General features: G+C 65.9%; 2 protein-coding genes. Both read left to right on the top strand.

The genetic code is table 11. From position 1 onward, the window contains the following. Window positions 1-1,946, top strand: a 1,946-nt coding sequence (locus EN984_RS28620; protein WP_127384127.1) for an SMP-30/gluconolactonase/LRE family protein, incomplete at its 5' end; no start/stop codon positions are given. Then, a partial coding sequence (locus EN984_RS28615; RefSeq protein WP_127384126.1) for a strictosidine synthase occupies window positions 1,946-3,010 on the top strand: 1,065 nt, incomplete at its 3' end. The genes EN984_RS28620 and EN984_RS28615, both read left to right, overlap by 1 nt.

Raw genomic sequence — 3,010 nt, 5'->3', positions numbered from 1 at the left:
ACCTTACCGATCTCGCCCGCCAGGTGTCGGAATTCGGCCTGATCGCACTGGCGCTCACCATCGTCATCCTCTCGGGCGGCATCGACCTCTCGGTCGGCTCGATGTTCGCGCTATGCGTGCTTGCCGCCCTGGTATCGATGAACGTTGCCGGCCTGCCGGTCGGCGTGGCATTGATCGCGACGCTAGCCACGGGCCTCGTCTGCGGGCTGCTCAACGGGGTGCTGATCGGCTATCTCAGGCTGCGCGCCTTCATCACCACTCTGGTGACACTGGTCATCTACCGGGCGCTCTACGACATCATCTTTCCCCGGCTTGCCAGCGCGATCGTCGGCTCGATGCCGGTCTCCCCGACCTGGGACCTGATCGGCTTCGGCACCTTCTACGGCCTGCCCGTCTCCTTCGCCATTTTCGCCGTCATCGCCCTTGGCGCGCATATCGTCCTGTCAAGGCTAAGGCCAGGATGGCGGTTGCGCGCCGTCGGCGGTGCGCGCCGCTCCGCCTACAATGCCGGCATCAACGTCAAGCTGACGGTTTGCCTCGCCTATGTCGCATCGGGCCTGCTGACCGCGATCGCTGCCTTTCTGTTTTCCGCCCGGCTCGGCAGCACCGGCGCCGACACCGGCATAGGGCTGGAGATTTCCGTATTGACCGCCGTGGTGCTTGGCGGCGTTTCGCTGGGTGGCGGCCGCGGTTCGGTCGGCAATGCGGTGATCGGCTCCATCCTGGTGCTGATCCTGACCAGCGGCCTCATCCGCCTGTCGATGCCCGGCTCGGTCAACCAGCTGATCCTCGGTCTGGTGCTGATCGCCGCCGTGCTGTTCGACGCCAAATGGGTGAAGAACCGCGGCAAGCTGTTGAGCAAAGTCTATGTCTCGCCGACCTATCTGAAGCTGCCGAATTTGACGCCGCCGACCGGAACCGACGTGCTTGCCGTCAATGACAGGCTTGGCGCGGCGGAGCTCATAGGGCTTGGCGCGGTCGAAGGTCCCGAGGACGTCGTCCTCGACCGCGACGACAATCTCTATACCGGTACGCGGCACGGTACGATCGTCCGTTTCCTCGCGCCCGACTATGCGCGCAGCGAGGTCTTCGCCCGTATCGGCGGTCATCCGCTGGGGCTGGCCTTCGCGCCGAACGGCGACCTGCTCACCTGCATCGGCGGCATGGGCGTCTACCGCGTCTCGCCGGACGGGACGGTGGCGAAGGTCACCGACGAAACCAATCGCAGCCTGCTGTCGGTGATCGACGATTCGCGGCTGCGGCTTCCCGACGATCTCGACATCGCGCCGGACGGGCGCATCTTCTTCAGCGAAGCGACGATCCGCTACGAAATGTCTGAATGGGCGGTCGATGCGCTGGAGGGCAGGGGCAACGGCCGGCTGATCTGCCACGATCCGAGGACCGGCTCGACCCGCACCATATTGCGCGGCCTGATCTTTCCCAACGGCGTCACCATTTGCCGCGACGGCCAGTCGCTGCTCTTTGCCGAGACATGGGCGTGCCGCATCAGCCGCTACTGGTTCGACGGACCGGACAAGGGCAAGCGTGAAATCTTCCTCGACAATTTGCCAGGCTATCCCGACAATCTCAACCGCGGCTCCGACGGAACCTACTGGATCGCGCTGCTCGGCATGCGCACCAGAACCTTCGATCTCGCCATGCGCAAGCCGGGTTTTCGCCGCCGCATGGCCAAGCGGATCGCCTCCGACGAATGGCTGTTCCCCAACATCAATCGCGGCTGCGTGCTGCGCGTGTCGGAAACCGGCGAGATCATCGACGCGTTGTGGGACGAGGCCGGCGAAAACCATCCCTCGATCACCTCGACCTGCGAGCACAAGGGCTGGCTCTATCTGGGCGGCGTCTCCAACAACCGCATCGGCCGCGTTCGCATCGAAGGCGCCGATCCGCAATGGACGGCGCATGACGATTACTGGGGGAAGCGCTGATGGCGGGGTTAGGCACGTTCGTCCGCCGGCTGTTTTCGGCTGATGATGCCGGCATCAGCGTGCCGGCCATGGACGGCGTCTTCAAACCGGACAACCGTCTGGAAGAGGCGGAGCGGCTGCTGTCGCTTCCCGCCATCGACAATCTCGTTGCGTCGCCAGCGAGACTGCTGTGCAGCAGCGGCAACACGCTCTTTCGGATCGACCTTGGGAGAGCGGGCGCTTCGGCGGTCGCAATAGCGGAGTTCGCGGCGCCGATCAGCTTTGTCGCATCCGCGCCCGATGGCCGCCTTGCCGTCGGCATCGAGGGTGAGGGCCTGCAAATCGGGCAGCCGGGCACCTGGAGGCGCATCGGCTTGCCAGGCGGCGTGGCGTCCTGCCTCACCGCCGGGGTCTTTACCGTGGATGGCTCGCTCTACCTGTGTGTCGGCTCGCGCAAGCATCCGGCGCGCGACTGGAAGCGCGATCTGATGGAGGGCGGCAGCAGCGGCGTCGTGCTCGCCATCGATCCGGACAGCGGCTCCCAGCGTGAGCTTGCAGCCGGATTGGCATTTCCCAACGGCGCGGTCATGCTCGGCAACGGCCGTCTGGCGATCAGCGAAAGCTGGCGCCATCGTATCGTCGCCCTTGATCCGAAATTACCGCATCCGGTGGCGATCCTGGAAAATCTGCCCGCCTATCCGTCGCGCCTGTCACCCGCTTCCGATGGCGGCTTCTGGATGGCGCTGTTCGCGCCGCGCCGCCAGCTTCTCGAACTGGTGCTGCGCGAGGACGATTATCGCCGCGAGATGATGGCGACGATCGATCCCGGCGAATGGATCGGGCCGGAACTCGCCGGATCGGCGCGGCCGGACCAGCCGCTGAGCCAGGGCTCGGTCCGGCAGATGGGCGTGCTGAAGCCGTGGGCGCCATCGCGCTCCTACGGCCTCGTCGCGCGCTGCGACGACAGCGGCCGGCCCAGCGAAAGCTGGCACAGCCGCGCCGACGGCAGCATGCATGGCGTCACCTCCGTCTGTGAGCATGGCGGCAGCGTCTACGCCGCATCGCGCGGCTCCGGCACGCTGCTG

It is taken from the genome of Mesorhizobium sp. M7A.F.Ca.CA.004.12.1.1, assembly GCF_003997835.1.
Classification (GTDB): domain Bacteria; phylum Pseudomonadota; class Alphaproteobacteria; order Rhizobiales; family Rhizobiaceae; genus Mesorhizobium.
This window is presented reverse-complemented; position numbering and strand designations above follow the sequence as displayed.